This is a genomic window from Streptomyces sp. NPDC091387 (assembly GCF_044756945.1).
Taxonomy (GTDB): Bacteria; Actinomycetota; Actinomycetes; order Streptomycetales; family Streptomycetaceae; genus Streptomyces.
The window spans coordinates 133,497-152,660 of sequence record NZ_JBIVTZ010000015.1; the positions used below are offsets into that span (position 1 = coordinate 133,497).

A 19,164-nucleotide genomic window follows, 5' to 3' on the forward strand; every position below is an offset into this window, starting at 1 on the left:
CGGGGAGAGTGACCGGTCAGCCGGTGACGACCGAGACCTCTCCGATGCCGAGGGCCCTCACGGGCTCCTCGATCTGCGCGGCGTCCCCGACGAGGACCGTGACCAGCCGGTCGCCCGGGAAGGCGTTGACCACGGCTGCCGTCGCCTCCACCGTGCCGGTGTCCGCGAGGCGCGCGTACAGCTGCGCCTGGTAGTCGTCCGGGAGGTGCTGCTCGACCTGGTCCGCGAGGGTCGCGGCGACGGAGGCCGCCGTCTCGAACTTCAGCGGTGCGACGCCCACGAGGTTCTGCACGGCCGTCTCGCGCTCGGCGTCCGTGAGGCCCTCCGCGGCCAGCGTCCGCAGCACCTTCCACAGATCCTCCAGCGCCGGCCCGGTGGACTCCGTGTCCACCGAGCCGCTGATGGCGAGCATCGCGGCGCCGGTCGACCCAGAGGCGGCGTCCCTGGCGGAGGAGCGCAGCACCTGGGCGAAGGCGCGCACGCCGTAGGTGTAGCCCTTCTCCTCGCGCAGCACCCGGTCCAGGCGGGAGGTCAGCGTGCCGCCCAGGCAGTACGTGCCGAGCACCTGGGCGGGCCAGACGCTGTCGTGCCGGTCGGCGCCGATCCGGCCGAGGAGCAGCTGGGTCTGGACCGCTCCGGGTCGGTCCACGATCACCACCCGGCCGGTGTCGTCGGCGGTGATCGGCGGGACCGGGCGGGGCTCCGCCGTGTTGCCCGACCAGTCGCCGACGGTGTCGGCGAGCAGGGCGTCCAGGTCGATGCCGGTGAGGTCGCCGACGACCACGGCGGTCGCGGTGGACGGCCGGACGTGGGCGTCGTAGAAGGCGCGCACGGCCGCGGAGTCGATCCGCTCCACGGTCTTCTCGGTGCCCTGACGCGGGCGCGACATGCGGGCCGTGGCCGGGAAGAGCTCCTTGGAGAGCTGCTTGGCGGCGCGCCGCGCGGGGTTCGCCTGCTCGTGCGGGATCTCGTCGAGCCGGTTGTTCACCAGCCGCTCGATCTCGCTGTCGGCGAAGGCCGGTGCCCGCAGGGCCTCCGCGACCAGGCCGAGCGCCTTGGCCAGCCGGGAGGCGGGAACCTCCAGGGAGACCCGGACGCCGGGGTGGTCGGCGTGGGCGTCCAGGGTGGCGCCGCACCGCTCCAGCTCGGCGGCGAACTCCTCGGCGCTGTGCTTGTCGGTGCCCTCGGACAGGGCGCGCGACATGATCGTGGCCACCCCGTCCAGGCCCTCGGGCTCGGCGTCCAGCGGGGCTTCGAGGAAGATCTCGACGGCGACGACCTGCTGGCCGGGGCGGTGGCAGCGCAGCACCGTGAGGCCGTTGGGCAGGGCACCGCGCTCGGGTGCGGGGAAGGCCCAGGGCCTGGCCTCTCCGGGGGCGGGCTGCGGGTGGTACTGCATCGAAACTCCAGTCGCGGCAGCGTCGGTCACTTGTCCGCTCCTTCGTGCGCGTCGGTGTCGTTGGCTGCGTCGGCGTCCTCTGCGGGCTCCGCCGACTCGACCGGCTCATAGACCAGCACCGCCCGGTTGTCGGGCCTCAGCTGGGCCCTGGCGGCCGCCCGGACCTCCTCCGCGGTGACGTCGAGCACCCGGTGCACGGCGGTCAGGGCGAGCTGCGGGTCACCGAACAGCACGGCGAACCGGCACAGTTCGTCGGCCCGGCCCGCGACCGTACCGAGCCGGTCCAGCCACTCGCGCTCCAGCTGTGCCTGGGCGCGCTCCATCTCCTCGGGCGAGGGGCCCTCCTCGGCGAACCGGGCGAGCTCCTCGTCGACCGCGGACTCGATCTGCGCCACCTCGACGCCGCCGGACGTCTTGACGTCCAGCCAGCCCAGCGAGGGCGCACCGGCCAGCCGCAGCAGTCCGAATCCGGCCGCGACGGCCGTCCGGTCGCGGCGGACCAGACGGTTGTGCAGCCGGGACGACTCGCCGCCGCCCAGCACGGTCAGCGCGAGATCCGCGGCGTCGCACTCACGGGTGCCGTCCTGCGGCAGCCGGTAGGCGGCCATCAGCGCACGCGCCGGGACCTCCTCGCGGACCTCCTCGCGCAGCTCACCGCCCATGACCTCGGGCAGTGAACCGTCCCGCGGCGGCTGCTTGCCGTCGTGCGACGGGATGGTGCCGAAGTACTTCTCGATCCAGGCGAGCGTCTGCTCCGGGTCGATGTCGCCGACGACCGAGAGCACCGCGTTGTTGGGCGCGTAGTACGTACGGAAGAAGGTCCGCGCGTCCTCGAGCGTCGCCGCGTCCAGGTCGGTCATCGAGCCGATCGGGGTGTGGTGGTACGGGTGGCCCTCCGGGTAGGCGAGGGCGGTCAGCTTCTCGAACGCGGTGCCGTACGGGACGTTGTCGTAGCGCTGGCGGCGCTCGTTCTTGACGACGTCGCGCTGGTTCTCCATGGACTCCTCGTCGAGCGCGGCGAGCAGCGAGCCCATCCGGTCGGCCTCGAGCCACAGGGCCAGTTCCAGCTGATGCGTGGGCATCGTCTCGAAGTAGTTGGTCCGCTCGAAGCTGGTGGTGCCGTTGAGGGAGCCGCCGGCGCCCTGCACCAGCTCGAAGTGTCCGTTCCCCTTGACCTGGCCCGAGCCCTGGAACATCAGGTGCTCGAAGAGGTGAGCCAGACCGGTGCGCCCCTTGACCTCGTGGCGCGAGCCGACGTCGTACCAGAGGCACACCGCGGCGACCGGGGTCAGATGGTCCTCGGAGAGCACCACGCGCAGGCCGTTGGCCAGACGGTGCTCGGTCGCTGTCAAGCCGCCGGAGCCGGCCTGGGCTGTGGCCGTGTGACCCATGGGCATGTACGTCCCTTCGATCGCGATACTGGATGTGATGCGAGACCTGCCACTGTAAGCAAGCGCACCGACGCCTGGCGAAGTTCCCGTGCCGCGCACGTCACCGGAAAGCGGTGTCCGGACCCCTCGGGACGGGTGGAGAACCCCCTTTGGGACGGGTCGAGGTCGGAGTTGTCAGTGCGGCGGTCCACAATGGTCCGCGTCAGAACCTGAGGTTGCCCGAACAGAATCCGTGAAGGAGTCGCAGCAGCGATGGCCCGCCGCAGCACGAAGACCCCGCCGCCGGACGACTTCGAGGAGAAGATCCTCGACATCGACGTCGTCGACGAAATGCAGGGCTCCTTCCTCGAGTACGCGTACTCGGTGATCTACTCACGGGCCCTGCCGGACGCCCGTGACGGCTTGAAGCCGGTGCACCGCCGCATCGTGTACCAGATGAACGAGATGGGCCTGCGCCCGGACCGCGGCTACGTGAAGTGTGCCCGCGTCGTCGGCGAGGTCATGGGTAAGCTGCACCCGCACGGGGACGCGTCGATCTACGACGCCCTGGTGCGGATGGCGCAGCCGTTCTCCATGCGGCTCCCCCTCGTCGACGGACACGGAAACTTCGGCTCGCTCGGCAACGACGACCCGCCGGCCGCCATGCGATACACCGAGTGCCGGATGGCCGACGCGACGTCGTTGATGACGGAGTCGATCGACGAGGACACCGTCGCTTTCCAGTCGAATTACGACGGTCAGGAGCAGGAGCCGGTCGTCCTCCCGGCCGCCTATCCGAACCTCCTGGTCAACGGCACGACCGGGATCGCCGTCGGCATGGCGACGAACATGCCGCCGCACAACCTGGGCGAGGTCATCGCCGCCGCCCGCCACCTGATCAAGCATCCGGGCGCGGACCTGGAGACCCTGATGCGGTTCGTCCCCGGTCCCGACCTGCCGACCGGCGGCCGGATCGTGGGCCTCGGCGGCATCAAGGACGCCTATGCGGGAGGCCGCGGCTCGTTCAAGATCCGCGCCACCGTCGCCGTGGAGAGCGTCACGGCACGCCGCAAGGGTCTGGTCGTCACCGAACTGCCCTTCAGCGTCGGCCCGGAGAAGGTGATCGCCAAGATCAAGGACCTGGTCTCGGCGAAGAAGCTCCAGGGCATCGCGGACGTCAAGGACCTCACCGACCGCTCGCACGGACTGCGCCTGGTCATCGAGGTCAAGAACGGCTTCGTGCCGGAGGCCGTCCTGGAGCAGCTCTACAAGCTGACGCCGATGGAGGAGTCCTTCGGCATCAACAATGTGGCGCTGGTCGACGGACAGCCGCTCACCCTGGGCCTCAAGGAGCTCCTGGAGGTCTATCTCGACCACCGCTTCGACGTGGTGCGCCGGCGCAGCGAGTTCCGCCGGACCAAGCGCCGCAACCGGCTGCACCTGGTCGAGGGCCTCCTCGTCGCGCTGATCGACATCGACGAGGTCATCCGGCTCATCCGCTCCAGCGACAACTCGGCGCAGGCCAAGGACCGGCTCATCGAGCACTTCTCGCTGAGCGAGGTCCAGACGCAGTACATCCTGGACACCCCGCTGCGCCGGCTCACCCGGTTCGACCGGGTCGAGCTGGAGAGCGAGCAGGAGCGGCTCAACGCCGAGATCGCCGAGCTGACCGCGATCCTCGACTCGGACGCCGAGCTGCGCAAGCTCGTCTCCACGGAACTGGCCGCGGTCGCCAAGAAGTTCGGCACCGACCGGCGTACGGTGCTGCTGGAGTCGGCCGGTTCGCAGGTCGCGGCCGTACCGCTGGAGGTCGCGGACGACCCGTGCCGGGTGCTGCTGTCCTCGACCGGTCTGCTGGCCCGTACCGCCAACGGCGACCCGATCGTCTTCGCCGAGGACGCCAAGCGCGCCAAGCACGATGTGATCGTGTCGGCCGTGCTCGCCACGGCGCGGGGCGACGTCGGCGTGGTGACCACGACGGGGCGGATGCTGCGGCTCGCGGTGATCGATCTGCCGCAGCTGCCGGACACCCATGCGGCGCCCAACCTCTCGGGCGGCGCGATGGTCGCGGAGTTCCTCACCCTGGAGGCGGACGAGGAGGTCGTCTGCCTCACCACGCTCGACGAGTCCTCACCGGGGCTGGCGATCGGCACCTTGCAGGGCGTCGTGAAGCGCGTGGTGCCGGACTATCCGGCCAACAAGGACGAGCTGGAGGTCATCGGCCTCAAGGACGGTGACCGGATCGTCGGCGCGGTCGAGCTGCACACCGGCGAGGAGGACCTGGTCTTCATCACCTCGGACGCGCAGTTGCTGCGCTACCCGGCGGCGCAGGTGCGCCCGCAGGGCCGCGCGGCCGGCGGTATGGCGGGCGTCAAGCTCACGGAGGGCGCGGAGGTGCTCTCCTTCGCCGCGGTGGATCCGGCCGCGGACGCCATGGTGTTCACGGTCGCTGGTTCGCACGGCACGCTGGACGACTCCGTGCTGACGTGCAAGTACACCCCGTTCGACCAGTACCCGCGCAAGGGCCGGGCCACGGGTGGGGTGCGCTGTCAGCGGTTCCTCAAGGGCGAGGACGTCCTGACGTTCGCCTGGGCGGGCCCGACACCCGCCCGCGCCGCGCAGAAGAACGGCACACCGGCCACGCTGCCCGCGCCCGACCCGAGGCGCGACGGTTCGGGGACGCCGCTGGAGTCCCCGGTCGCGGTGATCGCCGGTCCGGTGTAGCCGGGCCGGCCCGGTGCGTCAGCGCTATGCGTCGTCGCCGGGCTGCTGTACGTAGCGCAGGACGCCCCACATGCTTCGCTCATGTGCGGCGTCCTGCGTTGTGTCCGGCGCCGTTTCCCGCTGCGCCCGGGCGGTCTCGCGGCAGTCGGCCAGCTCCTTGCGCAGGGCCTCGGCGTCGATGCCGGAGCCGATCAGCACGAGGCTGGTCAGCCGCGGTTCGGCGCGGCTCCAGGGCCGCGGGGCGAACCGCAGGAACCTGCCGACGGCGTGCAGCGCGTAGCGGTTGTCCGTGTCCCCCGCGCCGAAGTCGACGAACCCCTTGATCCGGTAGAGGCCTTCCGGCCGGGAGTCCAGGAACCCCATCAGCCGCCGGGGGCTCATGGGCACGTCGGAGGTGAACTCGACGCTCTCGTACGCCGCGTGCAGATGGTCCCCGTGCTCCTCACCGGCGTCCGCGGCCCGCTCCTCCAGGTACAGGTCCTCGAAGGTCAGCTGTCGGGCCTTCTCCTCGCTGTCGGGCCGCAGCGCCGGATCGAAGAGCAGCTCGGGGTCGATGCGCCCGTACGTGGCGGGGACGACGGCCGCCGTGCTGCCGGTGGCCGCGACGGCCTCCCGGATGCGCAGCAGTCCGGCGTCCCCGGCCCGGTCCGTCTTGTTCAGCACGACCAGGTCGGCGACGGCGAGATGGCGGTCGATCTCCGGGTGGCGCTCCCGGGTGGCGGCGAACTCGGCGGCGTCGACCACCTCGACCAGTCCCCCGTACACGATGTGCGGGTTGTCGCTGGCCAGCAGCATCCGTACGAGTTCCTGGGGTTCGGCGAGCCCGCTGGCCTCGATGACGATCACGTCGAGCCGGGCGGCGGGCCGGGTGAGGGTCTCCAGGTAGGTGTCCAGCTCGCTCACGTCGACCGCGCAGCACAGACAGCCACCGCCGAGTGAGACCGTCGAGCCGACCTGTCCGGACACGGTCATGGCGTCGATCTCGATGGACCCGAAGTCGTTGACGATCACGCCGATCCGGTTTCCCGCGCGGTGGCGCAGCAGGTGGTTGAGCAGCGTCGTCTTGCCGGATCCCAGGAATCCTGCGAGGACGATGACCGGGATCTGCCGGCTGCGGGGCGGGGACGACGGGTTCAACGGTGGCCCTTCGGAGGACGTCAGACGGCCGGGACCGGCTGCGGCGGAGGCGGGCCGACGTAACGGGCCGCCGGGCGGATGATCTTGGAGTCCTCCGCCTGCTCCAGGATATTGGCGCTCCAGCCGACCACTCGCGCCGCGCAGAACGTCGGCGTGAACATCTCGCGCGGCAGCCCGCACAGCTCCATGACCACGCCGGCGTAGAACTCCACGTTGGTGTGCAGTTCGCGCCCCGGCTTGAGCTCGGCGAGGATCGCCTCGACCTGCCGTTCCACCTCGACGGCGAAGTCGACGAGCGGTCCGCCGAAGCTCTGGGCGATGCCGCGCAGCATGCGCGAGCGCGGGTCCTCCGTGCGGTAGACCGGGTGTCCGAAGCCCATGATCCGGTCACCGGCGAGGACCCGTTCGCGGATCCATCCGTCGATGCGGTCGGGGGTCCCGATGGCGTCCAGGGTGTCGAGGGCCCGGCTGGGCGCACCGCCGTGCAGCGGTCCGGAGAGCGCGCCGACGGCCGCCACCAGGCATGCGGCGACGTCCGCGCCGGTGGACGCGACGACCCGGCCGGTGAAGGTCGAGGCGTTGAAGCCGTGGTCGACGGTGGAGATCAGATACTGCTCGACGGCCCTGACCCGGGCGGCGTCCGGCACGGAACCGGTGAGCATGTAGAGGTAGTTGGCCGCGTACGGCAGGTCGTCGCGCGGCTCCACCGGTTCGAGGCCCCGGCCGAGCCGGTGCAGGGCGGTGAGCACGGTGGGGACCGCGGCGCAGGCGATCAGCGCGTCGGCCCGGCGCCGCTCCGCGTCGATGTCGTACACCGGGCGGAAGCCCGCCGACGCACCGAGCAGCGAGAGCGCCGTGCGCAGGCCCGCCAGCGGACCGGAGACGGCGCCGGCGCGGGCTATGGCGGGCAGGGCGTCACGTACCTCCGCGGGCAGCCGGCGCAGTGCGGCGGTGCGGGCCGCGAAGTCGGCGCGGGCGGCCGGACCGGGCAGCTCACCCTCGGTCATCAGGTACCAGACGTCCTCGAAGCCGCGGGTCTGTGCCAGCTCGACCGCCGAGTACTGCCGGTAGTGGTAGAAGCCCTCGCGGCCGCGGACATCGCCGAGGGCGGTGTCGGTGACGACGACACCCGCGAGACCTCGGGGGACGTCGAGCGGGGCTGAGCCGGTCATGGTCGTCATTGCTTCCTCCATGGACATTCCGGTGGTGCGACTCTTGACATTGATTCGACTGTCCATGCTTGACTTTAGATCTGTCAATGTTGATTGAATCAATATGGATACGGTGAGCAGCATGACGGATCAAGCAGGTGCGGGCGACAGTTCGGGGGCCACGGCGCATCGGCTCACCACCCGGGAGACGGCCGAGCGCCTTGGCGTGAAGCCCGAGACGGTGTACGCGTACGTGAGCCGGGGCCAGCTGAGCAGCAACCGCGCGCCCGGCGGGCGGGGCAGCACGTTCGACGCGGCGGAGGTCGACGCCCTGGCACGGCGTACGGGACGCAGGGAGCCCGCGTCCCCCGCCGGCGAGCTCGCCTTCCGGACCGGCGTCACGCTCATCGAGAGCGACCGGTACTACTTCCGGGGCGTGGACGCCACGGAGCTGGCCCTGCGCCACACCTACGAGGAGGTCGCCGAGTGGCTCTGGACCGGTGAGCTGCGGACGGGCACGCGCTTCACGGCGCCTCCCGAGGCGCTGGCCGCGGCCCGCCGCACGGTCGGCGCCCTGCCGGCGCACTGCGGTTCGACGGACCGGCTGCGGGTGGCGGTCGTCGCCGCGGCCGCCGCCGATCCGCTGCGTTTCGACCTGTCGCGCGAGGCGGTGCTGGGGGGCGCCCGGAGTCTGATCCCGACCCTGGTGGCCGCACTGCCGACGGTGGACACGAACGGGGCCGGGGGCAGGGACGGCGGCGCGGGCGGCGGCGCGGACGGCGCCGGGGACGGCGGGGCGGACGCGTCCGCCGGCACCGGTCTGGCGCGTCAACTGTGGCCGAAACTCACCGCGCACCCGGCCGACGAGGCGTCACTCGACGTGCTGGACACCGCCCTGGGACTGCTGATCGACCACGATCTGGCCGCCTCCACCCTGGCGGCCCGGGTCGCGGCCTCCGCTCGGGCCCACCCGTACGCGGTGGTGTCGGCGGGGCTGGGGGTGCTGGAGGGGCCGCTGCACGGCGCGGCCAGCGGACTGGCGCACCGGATGCTGGCCGAGGCCCTGGAGCGGGGCGGCGCGGCCCCGGTGGTCGCGGACCATCTCCGCACCGGACGCCGGGTACCGGGGCTGGGCCACCGGCTCTACACCGGCGAGGACCCACGGGCCACGGCGCTGTTCGCGCTGCTCGCGGAGGTCCCGCGAGCAGCGCCTGCGCTGGCCGCGGCCCGCGACGTGGTCACCACGGCCGCGCGCCACACCCCGCTGCACGCGAACGTCGACCTGGCGCTCGCGGTGCTGTCCGTCTCCTCGGACATGGCGGCGGAGGCGGGTGAGACCGTGTTCGCGATCTCCCGCACCGCGGGGTGGATCGCCCATGCCCTGGAGGAGTACGGGGAGCGGCCGCTGCGGATGCGCCCCATCGGCCAGTACACCGGGCCGCGGCCGCCCCGACCGCTGCCCGACGCCATCGGAAACACCGTCGCAATAGACGGCTCACCGGGCGCAAAATAGCGACGGTCAGCGGGAAGGATTGCGCGGGGGCTGGGCAGTCGAGCCGCGTACCACCAGCTCAGGCTCGAAGAGCAGCTCGTCGGAGGGCACGGCACGCCCTGCGATCTGCACGGAGAGCAGCTCGACCGCGGCCCGCCCCATGGCCTCGATCGGCTGGCGGACCGTGGTCAGCGGCGGCTCGGTGCAGTTCATGAACGCCGAGTCGTCGTACCCGACGACCGAGACGTCAGCGGGGACCGAGAGGCCGCGGCGGCGCGCCGCGCGCACCACACCCAGGGCCAGCGGGTCGCTGGCACAGATGAACCCCGTGACCCCTTCGTCCAGCAGTCGCGTGGCGGCCGCCTGCCCGCCCTCGAGCGAGAACATCGCCCTGGCCACCCAGGCGTCGGGGATGGCCGTGCCGGACTCCTCGGCGAGCACCCGGGCGGCGGCCAGCTTGCGCAGCGAGGGCATGTGGTCCGAGGGGCCGAGCACCAGGCCGATGCGCTCGTGGCCCAGCGAGACCAGGTGGCGCCAGGCCTGCTCGACGGCGACGGAATCGTCGCAGGAGACGGCCGGGAAGCCGAGATGGGCGATGGCCGCGTTGATCAGGACGACGGGGATCTTGCGGTCGGCGAGCACCTTGTAGTGGTCGTGCGGGGCGTCGGCCTGGGCGTAGAGACCGCCGGCGAAGACGACGCCGGAGACCTGCTGCTGGAGGAGCAGCTCGACGTAGTCCGCCTCGGAGACGCCTCCCTTGGTCTGGGTGCACAGGACGGGCGTCAGGCCCTGCTGCGCCAGCGCGCCTCCGACCACCTCGGCGAAGGCGGGGAAGATCGGGTTCTGCAGCTCGGGCAGGACCAGGCCGACCAGCCGGGCCCGCTCGCCGCGCAACTGGGTCGGCCGCTCGTACCCGAGGACGTCCAGCGCGGACAGGACGGCCTGCCGCGTGGCGTCGGAGACTCCTGGCTTGCCGTTGAGCACCCGGCTGACCGTAGCCTCGCTGACTCCAACCTTCTGTGCCACCTGAGCAAGTCGTCGCGTCATGTGTGCAAGATTAGCGCAAGATACGCAAGTGGATTGCGTGGGGCTGGAAACTTGACGAATTTCGGAAAGCACCGGAATGCCCCTGCCGTCTCTGCGATGAGCGCACCGCCCGTCTCCACGACGAGCGCCCCACCGTCCACCGCCGGAAAGCCGCGTCGGCTCGGCCGGCCCCGGCGGGTCTTCTCGCAGGTAATGCTGATGCAGCCGGCTGTCGCCACCGGCGTCACCGTACTCGTCACCGGCCTCTTTCCGGCACCCCTCAGTGCACAACTCGACGACCGGGCGATACGCCGGGCACCGGCCATCGCGCTCCCCCGCAGCTGAGGGCACGCCGCCGCCCGTCAGACGGCGCCGGCTCCGGTCAGCGCACGGACCTCGGTCTCCGCGTGCTTGGCCGTGTCCGGCGGCTCCTGCGAGGTGACGGTGCCGATCCAGCCGGCCAGGAATCCCAGCGGGATGGAGACCAGGCCCGGGTTCTCCAGCGGGAAGAGCTGGAAGTCGACGCCGGGCAAGAGCGAGGTGGCGCTGCCGGAGACCACCGGGGAGAACACGACGAGCAGCACGGCGGGGATCAGCCCTCCGTAGACCGACCAGACCGCCCCGCGCGTGGTGAAGTTCCGCCAGAACAGCGAGTAGAGCAGGACCGGGAGGTTCGCCGAGGCCGCGACGGCGAAGGCCAGGCCCACCAGGAACGCCACGTTCAGGTCCTGGGCGAGCAGCCCCAGCCCGATGGCGGCCACCCCGATCCCCACTGCGGCGACCCGGGCCACGGCGACCTCGCTGTGCTGCCTGGAACCCGGACGGCGCAGCGACGCGTAGAGGTCGTGGGCGACGGACGCGGACGAGGCGAGGGTGATCCCGGCGACGACGGCAAGGATCGTCGCGAAGGCCACGGCGGCGACCACGGCGAACAGGATCGTTCCTCCGGTGGAGCCCTCGCCGCCGCCGAGCACGAGTGCCAGCAGCGGAACGGCCGTGTTCCCGGCGGGATTCGACGCCCGGACGTCCGCCGAGCCGACCAGCGCCGCCGCCCCGAATCCGAGCACGATCGTCATCAGGTAGAAGCTGCCGATGAGGCCGATGGACCAGACGACCGACCGGCGGGCCGCGCGGGCGGTCGGCACGGTGTAGAAGCGCGACAGGATGTGCGGCAGTCCGGCCGTGCCGAGTACCAGGGCCAGTCCGAGACTGATGAAGTCGACGCGCGCCGTCCAGGTACCGCCGTACCGGAGACCGGGCGAGAGGAACTTCTTGCCGTACCCGCTGCGGTCGGCGGCGGAGTTGAGCAGCTCGTTGACATTGCCGTGGAAGTGGACCAGGACGAGCACGGTGAGGACGATCGTGCCCGCCAACAGCAGGACGGCCTTCACGATCTGGATCCACGTCGTGGCGCGCATCCCGCCGAGCGACACGTAGATCACCATGAGCGCACCGACGCCGATGACGGTCCAGGACCGCGCGGCACCGCTCGTTCCGCCGAGGAGCAGGGCCACCAGGCTGCCCGCGCCGACCATCTGCGCCACCAGGTAGAGCACGGAGACCGTGACGGAGGACGTTCCCGCCGCGATCCGGACCGGGCGCTCCGCCATGCGCGCCGCGGCCACGTCGGCGAGAGTGAACCGGCCGCAGTTGCGGACGAGTTCCGCGACGAGCAGCAGCACGACGAGCCAGGCGACCAGGAAGCCGACGGAGTAGAGCATGCCGTCGTATCCGAAGAGGGCGATCAGACCGGAGATACCGAGGAAGGAGGCGGCCGACATGTAGTCGCCCGCGATGGCGAAACCGTTCTCCAGGGGTGAGAACAGCCGCCCGCCGGCGTAGAACTCCTCGGCCGAACCGTGCCGGTTGCGGCTCACCCAGGTGGTGATGCCGAGTGTCACGGCGATGAACACGCTGAACAGCAGGAGTGCCAGGGTCTGGTGATTCCCGCTCAACGCCCGAACCCCCGCGTCATCTCCTGTGTCTCCCAGCGCAGATCGAGCGCCGCCCGGTCCCTGCGCAGCCGTGCGTGCCGTGCGTACGCGCCGGTGAGCAGGAACGTCGTCAGGAACTGCCCGAGCCCCGCGACCATGGCGACGTTGACCGCCCCGGCCACCGGTCTCGCCATCAGGCCGGGCGCGGTGACCGCCATGACCACATAGGCGAGGTACCAGACGAGGAAGGCGAGGGTGGCGGGGACGACGAAGCGCCGGTACCGGCGCCGCACCTCCTGGAAGGCGTCGCCGCGCTGCACCTCCAGATAGATGTCCGCCGCGCTGCGGCCGCGCTGCGGTGCCACGGAATCGGGAGTCCCGGCGGGCGCCAAGCTTCCCGTACCGTCCAGTTCCCCCCATCCGGAGGCCAGCGCGTCGTACCACGGGTCGTCGAGTCGCATCGCTGCGGATTCGCGCCCTGCTTCCTTCTCCACCGAACAACTCCCCTTGTCCACGGACCACTTCGGCCGTGTACACAAGAATGGGCAGATGGGGAAGATCCCGGGCACTTCATTCCCGAGACTTCACCTCTTCAGGTGAAGGATGCACCGGGTGGCTGTGCGAGCCCTCGAACGTACGCGTAGCGGACCGCCTGTGCGCGGTCGCGGAGCCCCGCCTTGGCGAACAGGTTGTTGATGTGGCTCTTCACGGTCGCCTGCGAGATGTGCAGGCTGTGGGCGATCTCCGCGTTGGACATCCCGTCGGCGATCAGGACGAGCACCTCCACCTCACGGGGTGTCATCCCGTCGGGCAGCTCGGGCTCACCGCCCCCGGCCAGGGGCAACGGCCCCGTGGTGACCTGTTCCAGCAGCCGGCGCTGCACGGCGGGCGAGAGCCCCGCCTCGCCCGAGAGCACCGCCTCGATGGCCCGCACGATCTCGTCGCCCCCGGCGTCCTTGGTGAGATAGCCGCGGGCCCCGGCCCGGAGTGCGGGAAAGAGCGAGTCGTCCTCGGCGAAGGTCGTGAGCACCACGACCTGCGTGGCGGGAAAGTCCTTGCGGATACGTCGCGTTGCCTCCACCCCGTCGCAGCGGGGCATCCGCAGGTCCATCAGGACCACGTCGGGTGCCTGCTCGGCCACCAGGGCGACGGCCTCTTCCCCGTCCTTCGCCGATCCGACCACCTCGATCCCGGGGAGCAGGCCCAGGAGCATGACGATTCCCTCGCGCACCACCGACTGGTCGTCGGCCACCACCACCCGCGCGGTCACGCGGGCACCCTCAGATTCACCACGAACCCCTCCTCGCCGGGACCGGCCTCCAGCGTGCCGCCCAGCAGTTCGGCGCGCTCCCTCATTCCCAGCAGACCGTATCCGGAGCCACTGACAGCGAGGTCGCCCCCGGGACTTCTCCCACCCGAATCGCTGACCTCCAGGGCGATCCCGTCCGGCAGGTACTCCAGCCTGATGAGCACCCTGGCCCCCGTCGCGTGCTTGCGCACATTGGTCAGCGCCTCCTGTGCGACGCGCCGGACCGTCTGCGAGGCCTCGGCGGTCAGCGTGCGGCGCTCGCCCTCCACCCTGACCTCGGCCGGCTCGGCCGCCACCAGCTGGCGCAGGAAGTCCTCCACCGGCGACACCTCGCCGCGCAGGGCGGAGAGCGCCTGGCGGGTCTCCGCGAGCCCCTCACGGGCCATGCAGCGGGCCGCGACCACCCGCTGAAGGACCTGGTCCCGGAACTCCCCCGCGGGCTCCCTCTCGATCAGCAGCCGCGCCGCCTCCAGATGCACCAGCTGCGCGGAGAGACTGTGGGCGAGCACGTCGTGGATCTCCCGGGCGATCCTGGACCGCTCGTCCAGAGCGGCCGTCTCGGCCTCCGCCTTCCGCGCGGCCCGCTCCTGCGCGAGAAGCCGGCTCGCGCTGCCGCGGGCCTCGGCGTCCAGGCGCAGCACGTAGCCCGCGAGACAGAGCCCCGCCGTGGTCATGGCCGTGGCCGGCCAGTTGTCGGTGTTCACGACGGCGTACGCGCCGAGCGCGACCGCCGTGGACGGGATTCCCGCCACCAGCGGCAGCCGCTCCAGAGCCGTGACCGCGCAGCCGCACCAGAGCACCACCGCCGGCACGGTTGCCCCGGCCTGCTGGGCCCCCAACGCCGCCAGCATCAGTAGGGCGAGCACGCCGAGGGACACCCACAGCCGGTTCTCCAGGCTGGCCCGGAAGAAGGCCACCGCGAGCACCGCGCAGCCGAGCACCCCGGTCAGGCCGACCGCGATCTCCCAGGGCTCGAACAGCCCGCCCGTGAAGGTCCCCCAGAGCATCAGGGTGAGCAGCGCGGCCCGTACGGACCATGCGATGAAGATCCGTGAGCGGGTGCGCGTCTCCCGCGAGAGAGCCTCCCGCGAAGGCCAGCTCGTCCACGAAGCGGGTGTCACACACGGTCCTTCCATGCCTGCCGGAACGGCGCGCGGTCAGCGGGAACACCGTACGACTCGGGTATTTCCGAGGCCCGCCGGACCAGTACCCCACCGCGCACCAGCAGTGTCACGGCGAGCGCCATCATCAGGACGGGGCTGCCCTGATGCACGCCCAGCGCCGCGGCCACCCCGTAGAGCGCCACCCTCAGCACCAGGCCCCCGGTCCAGACGTAGACGGTGGCCTTGGTCCCCTTGCTCCAGAGGGAGCCGTCCTCCGCGCGCCAGAGCCGGGCCGTCCACCCCCAGGCGGCGCCCGTGACCAGCCCCACGACCAGCTCGGCGCCCAGGACGACGACGGAGAGTGTCTCGTGGTGCGGGTCCACGAGTTCGGGCTCGCGCAGCGCCATGACGAGCAGGACGCCCGGCAGGACCCACCAGCGCCGGTCGCCTGAGATCTGCCGTGCCGAGCACTGGCGGACCACCACGAGAGCGATGACCGCGACGATCACCAGGACATTGACGAGCCCGGACATGGAGGCCTCCGAATAGCGGGAAGTTCTACGACTCCGACGCTACGGAAACGGCCAGGTCAGGGGATCGGCTCAGGGGTGGATCGTGGGTGGAGCCGTCGTCTCCACCCAGGGGTGCAGACGACGGCTCCGGTGACGTGCGAACCGCGGACTCAGACGTCGATGCGCGAGCGGTCCAGCGTGGCGGCCGAGCTGGTGATGAATTCCTTGCGGGGCGCCACCTCGTTGCCCATCAGCAGGTCGAAGACCTGCTCGGACGATTCCAGATCTCCGATGTTGATCCGCCGCAGGGTGCGGAAGCGCGGGTCCATCGTGGTCTCGGCCAGCTGGTCGGCGTCCATCTCGCCCAGACCCTTGTAGCGCTGGATCGAGTCCTTGTACCGGACGTTCTTGCGCTGGAGCTCCAGCAGCCGCTGGCGCAGCTCGTTGTCCGAGTACGTGTAGATGTACTTGTCCTGGCCCTTCTTCGGCTGGACGAGCTCGATCCGGTGCAGCGGGGGCACCGCGGCGAAGACCCGCCCCGCCTCGACCATGGGCCGCATGTACCGCTGGAAGAGCGTGAGCAGCAGGATCCGGATGTGGGCGCCGTCCACATCGGCGTCCACGAGCAGGACGATCTTGCCGTAGCGGGCCGCGTCGATGTCGAAGGTCCGCCCGGACCCCGCTCCTATGACCTGGATGATCGCGCCGCACTCGGCGTTCTTCAGCATGTCGGAGACGGATGCCTTCTGAACGTTGAGGATCTTGCCGCGGATCGGCAGCAGGGCCTGGAACTCACTGTTCCGGGCCAGTTTGGCGGTCCCGAGCGCGGAGTCGCCCTCGACGATGAAGAGCTCGCTGCGCTCCACGTCGTCGCTGCGGCAGTCGGCGAGCTTCGCGGGCAGCGAGGAGGACTCCAGAGCCGTCTTGCGGCGCTGGGCGTCCTTGTGCTGGCGGGCCGCGATCCGGGTGCGGGCGGCGGCCACCGCCTTCTCCAGGACAGCCCTGGCCTGGGCCTTCGCGTCCCGCTTGGTCGAGGTCAGGTGCGCCTTGAGCTCCTTGGCCACGACGTTGGCGACGATCCGGTTGGCCGCGGAGGTGCCGAGCACCTCCTTGGTCTGCCCCTCGAACTGCGGCTCCGCCAGCCGTACGGTGACGACCGCGGTGAGGCCCTCCAGCGCGTCGTCCTTGACGATGTCGTCCTCGGCGACGCGCAGCAGCTTCGCGGAGCGGAGCACCTCGTTGACCGTCTTGGTCACGGAGCGTTCGAACCCGGACACATGGGTGCCGCCCTTGGGGGTGGCGATGATGTTGACGAAGGACTTCAGGTTGGTGTCGTAGCCGGTGCCCCAGCGCATGGCGATGTCGACGACCAGTTCCCGGGTGACCTCGGTCGCCGTCATGTGCCCGCGCTCGTCGAGTACGGGCACGGTCTCCTTGAAGGTGCCCTGACCGGTCAGGCGCAGCACGTCGCAGACGGCCTTGTCCTGCGCGAGGTACTCGCAGAATTCGCTGATCCCGCCGTCGAAGCGGAAGGTCTCCTCGGTCTTGCCCTCGCCGTTCAGGCCCCGCTCGTCGCGCACGACGATGGTGAGACCGGGAACGAGGAAGGCCGTCTGGCGGGCCCGCTGGTAGAGCGTGTCCAGATTGAGCTTGGCGTCCTTGAGGAAGATCTGCCGGTCGGCCCAGTACCTGACCCTGGTACCGGTGCGCGCCTTCGGGACCCGCTTGCCCTTGAGGAGCCCGTTGGCCGGATCGAAGGGGCTGTCCGGGCCCTGCTCGGTGAAGATGCCCGGAACCCCGCGCCGGAAGCTGATCGCGTGGGTCACGCCGTTGCGGTCGACCTCCACGTCGAGCCGGGCGGAGAGTGCGTTGACCACGGAGGCGCCCACGCCGTGGAGACCGCCGGAGGCGGCGTACGAGCCACCGCCGAACTTGCCTCCGGCATGGAGCTTGGTCATCACGACCTCGACGCCGGACAGGCCGGTCTTGGGCTCCACGTCGACGGGGATGCCCCGGCCGTTGTCACGGACCTCGACGGAGTTGTCGTCGTGGAGGATGACCTCGATGTGATCGCAGTAGCCGCCGAGAGCCTCGTCGACGGAGTTGTCGATGATCTCCCAGAGGCAGTGCAAGAGGCCGCGGCTGTCGGTGGACCCGATGTACATCCCGGGGCGCTTGCGAACCGCTTCGAGCCCCTCGAGTACGAGCAGATGCCGCGCGGTGTAGTTGGAACCGTCTCGGTCTGCTCCGGTCAGCAGCGCAGTGGACGGCACGGACGTATCGGCGGTCACGCGGTTCGCTCCTCGCTGAATTTCATTTGGGGCCCAGTGGGTAACGGGCTCGGCTTCGGTTGCCGCTGAGAGGGTACCGAGGCCTGGTAGAGCGGGTGTAACGCCACCCTCGGAGAACGCTCACAGTAGTCCAGCCTCGCATACACGTTCGATCCCTCCTCGGAGTGACGTGCACATCACGTTCCCTTCCAGGCATGAACCATTTAGGCTCCGGGCACGTCCTCATGAAGGAGCCGGCAAGCCAGCCGGTCGGACGGACCGACCAAGACAAGCAACGCGAAACCGTAGCGCTACGCAATACGGCACATTCGCCGCGAACCGGCAACAGACAGCCATCTTGAGAAGAAGTTTCGAAGAAAAGCCACGAGCGGGAACGTTTTCGGCCTGGTTGGATGTTGACCCTGGTACGACAGCTCGTCGAGCTAGAGAAGAGGCGACGTGACTACTGTTCTGACCCCCGCGAGCCCGCTGACCGCAGCAGACCGCTGTGACCGTTGCGGCGCCCAGGCCTACCTGCGCGTCGTCCTGATCAGTGGCGGTGAACTGCTCTTCTGCGCCCACCACGGACGCAAGTTCGAGCCGGAACTCAAGAAGATCGCCGCGGAAATACAGGATGAGACGGACCGGCTGACGGCCGTGCAGGCCCAAGCCGCCGAAGAGGAACAACACTGACACCTCGCATCCACGACGAGCCAGGGTCCGGTCCCGGACCGACCGACGGGCGGCCCCCTCCGCAAGAGGGTGCCGCCCGTTCTCGTACCCGGAGCCGGTACCGGTCAGTCGGCGTCGGCCATCCACCCGATGGCGGCGGAGACCCGCGTATAGACCCCGGGACTGCCGGCCCGACCGCAGCCGCTCCCCCAGGACACCAGCCCGACAAGCCGCCCACGGGCCACCAGCGGCCCTCCGCTGTCGCCCTGGCATGCGTCGTACCCGCCCTGCGGTTCGCCCGCACAGAGCATCGCAGAGGCCTCGTACGTGCCATCCCTGCCGCCCGGGTAGGCCTGCTCGCACGAGCTGTCCGGCAGAATGCTCACTTCCGCGGACCGGAGTGACGACGCGTAGTCACTGTTACCCGTGGTGTCCCCCCACCCATAGACGACAGCGGCTGTACCCGACCGGTATCCGACGTCACCGGCTTCGGCCATCGGGATCACGCTCTGCTCCGGCAACGCCTCGGCGAGGGTCAGCACCGCGACGTCCCCGCTGTTGGTGGTGGCGTCGAACCCGGGGTTGACCCACGTCCCGCTCACCGCGATCTCCTTGCCGCCGGAACCGGTCAGCTCGTCACGGCCGGAGATGATCCGCAGATCGCGCACCTGGCCGACATCGGCACCGAGCGCCTCCCTGCTGAGGCAGTGCGCGGCCGTCAGCACTTTCTTCGGCCCCACCGCCACGGCGCCGCAGAACTGGCCGGCGCGGGCGTCTCCGAACCGGGCACGGCTGGAGAGCGCCACTACCCACGGGCTGTCCTTGACGTGAGCGGGCTGGCCCCCGATGACGATGCTGTCCGCGACGGCCGAGGCGGGGAATCCGAGCGGTATCAGGGCTGCGGCGGCAGTGAGGGCGAGCGCCCCGGTCATGGTGCGGACGACGGTACGGGACATACGTACTCCTGACTCTGTGAGGGGACACGCCTACCCAGAGTCATTCCACCGACGCCGATCCGCACCCCAGCACAGGCCGAGGGCCCGCGTCCCAGGGGGATGCGGGCCC

15 protein-coding genes and 1 pseudogene are annotated in these 19,164 nt (G+C 70.6%); 4 read left to right on the forward strand and 12 right to left on the reverse strand.

Annotated features, from left to right (window positions below; translation table 11 throughout):
- Positions 1-16: 16 nt before the first annotated feature.
- Together ACIQM0_RS28970 and ACIQM0_RS28975 are read right to left on the reverse strand one after the other, a co-directional pair.
- Positions 17-1,399: a M16 family metallopeptidase gene (locus tag ACIQM0_RS28970; RefSeq protein ID WP_401292288.1), complete on the reverse strand. Its 1,383-nt coding sequence runs from the start codon at positions 1,397-1,399 to the stop codon at positions 17-19.
- 26 nt (positions 1,400-1,425) lie between these two features.
- A complete protein-coding gene (locus ACIQM0_RS28975; RefSeq protein ID WP_363026030.1) occupies positions 1,426-2,796 on the reverse strand; it encodes a pitrilysin family protein in 1,371 nt (456 codons plus the stop codon).
- A 246-nt stretch (positions 2,797-3,042) separates the two neighbouring features.
- On the opposite strand from ACIQM0_RS28975, the gene ACIQM0_RS28980 reads away from it, so the two are divergent.
- Positions 3,043-5,493, forward strand: a complete 2,451-nt coding sequence (locus ACIQM0_RS28980; protein WP_401292130.1) for a DNA topoisomerase (ATP-hydrolyzing) subunit A — start codon at positions 3,043-3,045, stop codon at positions 5,491-5,493.
- Positions 5,494-5,517: 24 nt separating this feature from the next.
- On the opposite strand, the gene ACIQM0_RS28985 is transcribed toward ACIQM0_RS28980, so the two are convergent.
- Positions 5,518-6,630, reverse strand: a complete 1,113-nt coding sequence (locus ACIQM0_RS28985) for a CobW family GTP-binding protein (RefSeq protein ID WP_401292133.1) — start codon at positions 6,628-6,630, stop codon at positions 5,518-5,520.
- Between the two features lie 20 nt (positions 6,631-6,650).
- Positions 6,651-7,811: a citrate synthase/methylcitrate synthase gene (locus tag ACIQM0_RS28990; protein WP_401292135.1), complete on the reverse strand. Its 1,161-nt coding sequence runs from the start codon at positions 7,809-7,811 to the stop codon at positions 6,651-6,653.
- 112 nt (positions 7,812-7,923) lie between these two features.
- Between ACIQM0_RS28990 and ACIQM0_RS28995 the strand changes: the two genes are divergently transcribed.
- Positions 7,924-9,294 (forward strand): citrate/2-methylcitrate synthase, encoded by a 1,371-nt coding sequence (locus ACIQM0_RS28995; protein ID WP_401292138.1) that lies wholly within the window; start codon positions 7,924-7,926, stop codon positions 9,292-9,294.
- A 6-nt stretch (positions 9,295-9,300) separates the two neighbouring features.
- Here the strand turns inward: ACIQM0_RS28995 and ACIQM0_RS29000 are convergent, their stop codons facing one another.
- Positions 9,301-10,320, reverse strand: a complete 1,020-nt coding sequence (locus tag ACIQM0_RS29000; RefSeq protein WP_401292141.1) for a LacI family DNA-binding transcriptional regulator — start codon at positions 10,318-10,320, stop codon at positions 9,301-9,303.
- Positions 10,321-10,416: 96 nt separating this feature from the next.
- Between ACIQM0_RS29000 and ACIQM0_RS29005 the strand changes: the two are divergent.
- Positions 10,417-10,629: pseudogene (locus tag ACIQM0_RS29005) on the forward strand (hypothetical protein); the annotation flags it as partial.
- Between the two features lie 32 nt (positions 10,630-10,661).
- On the opposite strand, the gene ACIQM0_RS29010 reads toward ACIQM0_RS29005, so the two are convergent.
- The 6 genes from ACIQM0_RS29010 to ACIQM0_RS29035 form a co-directional block, all read right to left on the reverse strand.
- Entirely contained in the window at positions 10,662-12,254 is a 1,593-nt protein-coding gene (locus ACIQM0_RS29010; protein WP_401292144.1) for a cation acetate symporter, read from the reverse strand.
- Positions 12,251-12,694, reverse strand: a complete 444-nt coding sequence (locus ACIQM0_RS29015) for a DUF485 domain-containing protein (RefSeq protein WP_401292291.1) — start codon at positions 12,692-12,694, stop codon at positions 12,251-12,253. The genes ACIQM0_RS29010 and ACIQM0_RS29015 overlap by 4 nt, the downstream gene beginning before the upstream one ends.
- 131 nt (positions 12,695-12,825) lie before the next feature.
- Complete coding sequence (locus ACIQM0_RS29020; protein ID WP_401292146.1) at positions 12,826-13,503, reverse strand: response regulator; 678 nt, start codon at positions 13,501-13,503, stop codon at positions 12,826-12,828.
- The gene (locus tag ACIQM0_RS29025) at positions 13,500-14,663 is read right to left on the reverse strand and encodes a sensor histidine kinase (RefSeq protein ID WP_401292149.1); all 1,164 of its coding nucleotides are present in this window, start codon (positions 14,661-14,663) and stop codon (positions 13,500-13,502) included. The genes ACIQM0_RS29020 and ACIQM0_RS29025 overlap by 4 nt, the downstream gene beginning before the upstream one ends.
- Positions 14,660-15,178 carry a DUF1453 domain-containing protein gene (locus tag ACIQM0_RS29030; protein ID WP_401292151.1) on the reverse strand — a complete coding sequence of 173 codons (519 nt, stop codon included), beginning with the start codon at positions 15,176-15,178 and terminating at the stop codon, positions 14,660-14,662. Before ACIQM0_RS29030 ends, ACIQM0_RS29025 begins: the two co-directional genes overlap by 4 nt.
- A gap of 149 nt (positions 15,179-15,327) precedes the next feature.
- On the reverse strand, positions 15,328-17,448 hold the full coding sequence (locus ACIQM0_RS29035) for a DNA topoisomerase IV subunit B (protein WP_363026050.1): 2,121 nt from the start codon (positions 17,446-17,448) through the stop codon (positions 15,328-15,330).
- Between the two features lie 438 nt (positions 17,449-17,886).
- Between ACIQM0_RS29035 and ACIQM0_RS29040 the strand changes: the two genes are divergently transcribed.
- Positions 17,887-18,120, forward strand: a complete 234-nt coding sequence (locus tag ACIQM0_RS29040; protein WP_024489001.1) for a hypothetical protein — start codon at positions 17,887-17,889, stop codon at positions 18,118-18,120.
- A gap of 104 nt (positions 18,121-18,224) precedes the next feature.
- Here the strand turns inward: ACIQM0_RS29040 and ACIQM0_RS29045 are convergent, their stop codons facing one another.
- A complete protein-coding gene (locus ACIQM0_RS29045) occupies positions 18,225-19,055 on the reverse strand; it encodes a S1 family peptidase (protein ID WP_401292155.1) in 831 nt (276 codons plus the stop codon).
- Between the last annotated feature and the right edge of the window lie 109 nt (positions 19,056-19,164).